Source organism: Streptomyces sp. McG3 (assembly GCF_018619185.1).
Lineage (GTDB): Bacteria > Actinomycetota > Actinomycetes > Streptomycetales > Streptomycetaceae > Streptomyces.
Genome location: NZ_JAAXYC010000377.1, coordinates 1 through 6,693 on the forward strand (window position 1 = coordinate 1; position 6,693 = coordinate 6,693).

3 protein-coding genes are annotated in these 6,693 nt (G+C 76.4%); all 3 read left to right on the forward strand.

Features of this window, described 5'->3' with window-relative positions:
- The first annotated feature begins 70 nt into the window (after positions 1-70).
- The 3 genes from HET64_RS34675 (at position 71) to HET64_RS34685 (ending at position 6,574) form a co-directional block, all read left to right on the forward strand.
- Complete coding sequence (locus HET64_RS34675) at positions 71-3,292, forward strand: type 2 lanthipeptide synthetase LanM family protein (RefSeq protein ID WP_215111221.1); 3,222 nt, start codon at positions 71-73, stop codon at positions 3,290-3,292.
- An 83-nt stretch (positions 3,293-3,375) separates the two neighbouring features.
- Complete coding sequence (locus HET64_RS34680; protein WP_003969056.1) at positions 3,376-3,573, forward strand: hypothetical protein; 198 nt, start codon at positions 3,376-3,378, stop codon at positions 3,571-3,573.
- A 79-nt stretch (positions 3,574-3,652) separates the two neighbouring features.
- On the forward strand, positions 3,653-6,574 hold the full coding sequence (locus tag HET64_RS34685) for an AAA family ATPase (protein ID WP_215111222.1): 2,922 nt from the start codon (positions 3,653-3,655) through the stop codon (positions 6,572-6,574).
- Positions 6,575-6,693: the final 119 nt, after the last annotated feature.

A 6,693-nucleotide genomic window follows, 5' to 3' on the forward strand; every position in this document is an offset into this window, starting at 1 on the left:
CCGCTCCCCCGCCACGATGGACGCGGGCAGCCCGACCGGGGCCGGCCCGGGACCGGGGAGGTGCGGAGCGGTGGCGGAGAAGGATCTGATCGACAGAGGGACGAGCCGTCGCCCCGCCGCCGCGGTTCCCGTCGGGTCCGTCGCCGCTGTTCCGTCTGCCCCCGCTGTCCCGTCCGTCGCCGCTGCCCCCTTCGAGTCCGTCGCCGCCGCTTCCGCCGCCGGAGAGCCGTGGTGGCTGCCCGGTGTCGTCGGGGGCGGAAGCGGCGGCGAACCCGGCTGGGCGGTCTTCGCCCGGGAGGCCGTCGCCTCGGCGCCGCGTGACGTGGTGGTCCCCGACGGGGCGTACCCCGGGCTCAGCGGCTTCGGGCCGGTCGTCGCGCCGTTCGTCGAGGCGGCGGCACGGCGGCTCCGGGACGCGCTCACGAAGGACGGCCCGGCGGCCGGCAGCACGGTCAACGGCTCGGTCGGCAGCTCGGTGAACGGCCGAGCGGCCGGCCCGACGGCAGACGGCGCGGCGGCAGACGGCTCCTCGCCCCTCCTGGCGGACTTCCGGCGACAGCTGACGCGTCGGCTGTCCCGGATCGCGGCGCGCACCCTCGTCACGGAACTGCACGAGGCCCGCCGGCTGGGCCGGTTGAGCGGCGAGGGGCCCGAGGAACGCTTCCGGGACTTCGTCCGGCGGACCGCCCGCCGTGACGGCCTCGCCCTGCTCGTCAGCGGCTACCCCGTACTGGCCCGCCTCCTCGCGACGGCCTGCCTGAACGCGGGGGACGCGTTCGCGGAGATGGCCGCGCGGCTCGCCGCCGACCGGCACCTGCTGGCCCCCTCGGGGGTGCTCGGCGACCGGGCCGGTTCCCCGGAGGGCGGGCGCGGCGGGAGCGCGGGGCCCGGGGCGCTCACCGGTGTCGAGGCCGGGGCGGGCGACAGCCATCGCGGGGGCCGGTCGGTGATGCTGCTGCGGTTCGCCGACGGCGGCCGGCTGGTCTACAAGCCACGTCCGCTCGCGGCTCACCGGCACTTCAACGCCCTGGCCGAGTGGTTCGGTGCGCTGCCCGGCGCCCCGGAGCTGCGGGTGCTGCGGGTCCTGGACCGGGGGGAGTACGGCTGGGCCGAGTTCGTCGAGGAGCGGCCCTGCTCCTCGGCGGCGGAGACCCGGCTGTTCTACCGGCGCCAGGGTGCGCTGCTGGCCCTGCTGCACACGCTGGACGGTACGGATCTGCACCACGAGAACCTGATCGCCTGTGGCCCGCACCCGGTGCTGGTCGACGTGGAGACGCTGTTCCACCCGCCGCTGGGACCCGCCGGGTCCTCCGATCCGGCCGCCCGGGCCCTGCACGACTCGGTCCACCGGGTGGGCCTGCTGCCCCAGTTGCTCGTCGGGGACACCACCGCGCTCGACATGTCCGCCATCGGCGGGGGCCGGGCCGCGTCGTCGCCGATCGAGACCGCCGACTGGGCGGACGCCGGTACCGACCGCATGCGGCTGGTGCGGCGGGCGGGCCGGTTCACCGAGTCCGCCAACCGGCCCCGGCTGGGCGGAGTGGCGGCCGACCCCTCCGCGTACACCGAGGCCCTGTGCGGCGGCTTCCGCGCCGGATACACGGCGATCAGCGAGTATCGGGACGAACTGCTCGGCGATGACGGGCTGTTGAGGCTCTTCGCGCGGGACGAGGTGCGCGTCGTGCCCCGGCCGACCTGGACGTACACGACGCTGCTGGACGAGTCGACCCACCCCGATCTGATGCGGGACGCCACCGAACGGCACCAGGTCCTCTCGCTGCTGCGCACCCCGCTCCTGGGCATGCCCGCGCTGCCCGGCGTGGAGGACGAGGAGGTCGCGGAGCTGTGGCACGGTGACGTGCCGGTGTTCGGCACCCGGCCGGGAGGCACGGAGCTGTGGAGCGGCACCGGCCGTACGGTGCCGGGGCAGCCCGGCGGCGACCCCGCCGGCCCCACCGGGCTGGCCCGCGTCGAGGCGAAGGTCCGCGCGATGGACACCGTGGACCGCCAGGACCAGGAACGGATCATCCGGGCCGCCATGGTGAGTACCTCGCCCGAGCCGCCGCACCGGGCGGCGCCGGGCGGCCGGTCGCGGAGCGCGGCGACCGCACCGGAGCCCGAGCAACTGCTCTCCGCCGCACGGTCGGTGGGCGACCAGCTCGTCTCCCTCGCCTACCGCCACGAGCGCCGCACCAACTGGATCGGGCTCGAACTGCTCGGCGAGCGCTACTGGCGGCTCACGCCGATGGCGGCGGACCTCGCGGGCGGTTACACGGGGCCCGCGCTCTTCCTGGCACAACTGGCCGCGCTCACCGGCGCCTCCCGGTACGCGGAGGCGGCCCGTGAGGCGCTCGCCCCGGTCCCGGGGCTGCTGGACGCGCTGCACGGACGGGCCGACGAACTCGGGTCCCTGGGTTCCGGCGCCTTCGCGGGACTCGGCGGCATCGCGTACGCGCTGACCGAGGTGGGCACGCTGCTGGGCGACCGGGAGGTGCTGGACCAGGCCGGTCCCGCCGTCCGGCTGAGCTGCGCGGCGAGTGCGGCCGAGGACGGGTACGGGGTGCGCGGCGGGGCGGCGGGCGGGCTCGTCTCGCTGCTCGCGGTGCACCGCGCCACCGGCCGCCCCGAGGCCTGGCGTGGCGCCGAGCGCTGCGCCGAGCGGATCGCCGCCGCCCCGCTCCCCGACGCCGGGGGCTTCGCCGACGGGGCGGCGGGGATCGGCTGGGCGCTGCTGCGCTTCGCCGGGGCCGGGGGCGACGCCCGCCACCGGAGCGCCGGACTGGAGGCCCTGCGCCGGGCGACGGCCGGAGCGAACCGCGTGACCGCCGCCGGAGCGCCGCACGGAACGGCCGCCGGGCCGGCTCACGAAACGGCGTCCGGAGCGGTCGCCGGGCCGGCCTGGTGCGACGGGGTGGCCGGCATCGCGCTGGCGATCGCGGACAGCCCCGACGCGCTGGCGGACCCGGAGCTGTCCGGCTGGCTCGCGGCACGCTCCGGCGAGCTGGCGGGCATCGGTCCGCTCGCCGACGACAGCCTGTGCCACGGGGAGTCGGGGCTGCTCGAACTCCTCGGCCACAGCGCCCTGCCCGCGGCGCGGCCCGCGTGGATGCGCCGGGCCGGGACGCTGCTGGCCTCGGCGGACCGGGCGGGCCCGCAGTGCGGGACGCCCGGCCGCGTACCGCACCCGGGGCTGCTCACCGGGCTCTCGGGGATCGGGCACGGGCTGCTGCGGGCCGGGTTCCCCGACCGGATCGGGTCCGCGCTGCTCCTGCGCCCCTCCGGGGCCCCCTGACCGAACGACGGCTTCGACGACGACCACATCACCACCATCACCATCACCATCACCATCACCATCACCCAGAGGATGAGGCAGAGATGAAGCAGTTCGGCGAATCGGCCCTGCAGGCGTCCGGCGAGATCGCGCACGAGGGCACGCCCGAGCACCCGGCGGGGCAGATCTCCTTGGGGTCCACCGGAGGCCTCGGTGCGCGCGGCAGACTTCTCAGCGCCTCGGAGGGCGAGAGCGGCTACAGCCACGACCTGCCGTGGACCACCATGACGGCCCCGTGGTGAACGGTTCCAGCCAACTCAGCCGCAAATAAGCCGAATTGGCCCGCTGCCGTAGGGGTTGGGGCTCCAGTAACCTGCGGCCATGCGAGCCACTTCGCCGGTCATCGTCGGACGGGACGAGGAGATCGGTCTGCTGAGCAGCGCCCTGGACGCCGTACAACGGCGTTCGGGGCGCGCGCTGTTCCTCCTCGGGGAAGCCGGTATCGGCAAGTCCCGGCTGGTGGGCGAGTGCGCCTACCGGGCGTACGGGCTCGGCATGCCCGTGCTGCGCGGCCGGGCCACCTCGACCGGGCTCGTCGTGCCCTTCCGTCCGCTCGCGGAGGCGCTGGCGTCCCGGTTCCGGGCCGCCGGCACCCCGACCGATCCGGAGCTCGCCCCCTACCACCCGGCGCTGGCCCGGCTGGTCCCGGAGTGGCGCAAGGACGGGTCCCCCGGCTATCCGGAGACGGTCGTGGAGCTGGCCGAGGCCCTGCTGCGGCTGCTGTCCGTGCTGGGCCGGGAGGCGGGCTGCGCGATCCTGCTGGAGGATCTGCACGACTGCGACACGGAGACCGTCGCGGTCGTCGAGTACGTCATCGACAACCTGGCCGATCTGCCCATCCTGTTCCTGGGCACCCTGCGTCCGGAGCCGGGCGCCGCCCTGGACCTCGTACGCTCCGTCGAGCGTCGTCACGCCGCGACCGTACGGGAACTGGGCCCGCTCCGCGACGACCGGGTGCGGGCGCTGACGGGCGCGTGTCTGGAGGCGCGGCCGGAGGAGATACCCGAGTCGGTGCACCGCCGCCTGGCCGAACGCGCGGCGGGCAACCCGTACTTGCTGGAAGTGCTGCTGGCGGACCTGCTGGACACCGGCCGGCTCCGGCGGACGGACGACGGGTGGGAGGCGGTGGAGCAGCCGGGCGGTTCGGTCCCCTCGGACATCGTCCGCAGCTGGGCCCGCAGGCTGGAGCGGCTGGACGAGCCGGTGCGGGACCTCTTACTGGCGTCGGCCACCCTGGGCAGCCAGTTCTCGGTGACGGTGCTCCAGACCGTCACCGGTTTCGAGGACCGGGCGCTGTTCACGCATCTGCGGTCGGCGGTGGAGGCCGGTGTCATCGCCCCGGACGGCGCGGCCCCCGACCGCTACACCTTCCGGCACTCGCTGACCGCCGAGGCCCTGATCTCCTCGCTGGCGCCGGCCGAGCGCGCCTCGCTGGCCCGCCGCGCCGCCGGGGCCATCGAGCACTCGGGGCAGCCGCTGGACGAGGACGGCCGGCAGCTCGTCGCCTCGCTGCAACTGGCCGCGGGCAACCGGGCCGGGGCGGCCCGCCAGTTCGCGGAGGCGGGAAGACGGATGCTCGCTTCGGGGGCGCACGGCTCCGCCGTGGTGCTGCTGGAGCGGGCGCACCCGCTGGCCGCCGAGACCGACCGGGCCGCCGTAGCCGAGTCGTTGGCGGTCGCCCGTGCCGAGGGCGGCGATCTGGACGGCGCACTGGCACTGGCGGACGCGCTGCCGCCGGTTCCGGCGCGTTCCGAGGCCGCCGCCCGGCGCGGCCTGATCCACATCGAGCTCGCCTGGGCCGCGGTCATGGCGGAGCGCACCGCCGACGCGGCGCTCCAGGTCGAGGCGGCCCGGGTCCTGCTGGGCCCGTCGCCGCCGCCGGGCCGCCGGGCCGCGCTCGTGGTGGTCGACGGGTATCTGGCGCTGCTTCCCGGGCACGGTCGAAGGCCCCGGGATCCGGCGGATTCCGAGCGGGCCGTGCGGGAGGCCGCGGAGACCGCCGAGGCCGAGGGGCTGCCCGTGGTGGCCTGTCAGGCCTGGCAGTTGCTGGCGCTGCTGCGGCGCGAGGAGGGCTTCGACGCCGCGGACGCCGCGCTGGAGCGGATGCTGTCGATCTCCACCGAACACGCCCTGCCGGTCTGGCGGGTGGAGGCGCTGGTGCGGCTCGGGGCGAACGCCTTCATGCGGACCGGGGACGCGGCCCGGCTGCTCTCCGCGCGGGCGGCGGCCACCGAGCTGGGGGCGCTGCTGCTGACCCGCACGGTCGACGGGCTGCTCGCGATGAACGCGGTGATGTGCGCCCGGTGGGAGGAGGCGCAGGAGATCATCGACCGCTCGACGGAGGCCAGCGCCCGGGTCGGTGACCGGTCCGCCCACCGTTATCTGCTGCTGGCCGGGGCGACGATGGCCGCGCACCGGGGGCGGCGGCGGGACATGGACCGGGCGCTGGCCTCGTTCCGGCGGGCCGGGGGCGAGCAGTCGCTGCTGGTGCCGCTCCGGTCGGGGCTGTGCCGGGCGTTCGGGGCGCTCCTGGAGGAGGACCGGGAGCGGGCGGCGGCGGGTCTGGACGAGGCGCTGGCCTGGGAGGCCGACCACCCGAGCTACTACTACCTGAGCGGGCGGTACGGGCTGCGCCCGCTGTTGCGGGTGCTGGCGGGCGACGCGGACCGGGCGGAGCTGGCGGAGGCGCGGGCGACTCCCGGGGGGTGTCTCGCCTGGAACCGGCAGTTCCTGGAGCTGGCGGACGCGGTGCTGCTGGGCCGGGAGGGGGATCCGGCCGGGGCGGCCCGGCTGATGGCGTCGTTCGATGTGCGGTCCGCGCCCTTCCCGGTCGCCCGCCACCTGGGCCTGCGGCTGGTCGCGGACGCGGCCCGCGCGGACGGGTGGGGCGAGCCGGTGGCGTGGCTGCGGTCCGCCGAGGAGTACTTCTACGGGGCGGGGGTGCAGCCGGTCGCCTCCGCGTGCCGGGCGGCGCTGCGGCAGGCCGGGGCCAGCGTGGGCCAGCACCGGGGCGGCTGGGACCGGATCCCGTCGCCGCTGCGGGCGGGCGGGGTGACCCCGCGCGAGTACGAGGTGTTCGTGCTGCTGCCGGAGCGGCCCGGGAACCAGCAGATCGCGCGACGGCTGTCCATCTCGCCCCGCACGGTGGAGAAGCACATGGCCAGTCTGCTGAGCAAGACCGGGCGCGCGGACCGGGCCGCGCTGTGCGAGTTCGCCGCCGAGTGCGCCGTCGAACCGGCCTGATGAGGTGAGGTCCGCCCGACTCGGCCCGGGGTGAGGTCCGCCCGAACCCGCACGAGGTGAGGTCCGCCCCAACCCGCCCGGAGTGAGGTCCGCCCGAACCCGCACGGGGCGGGGTCCGC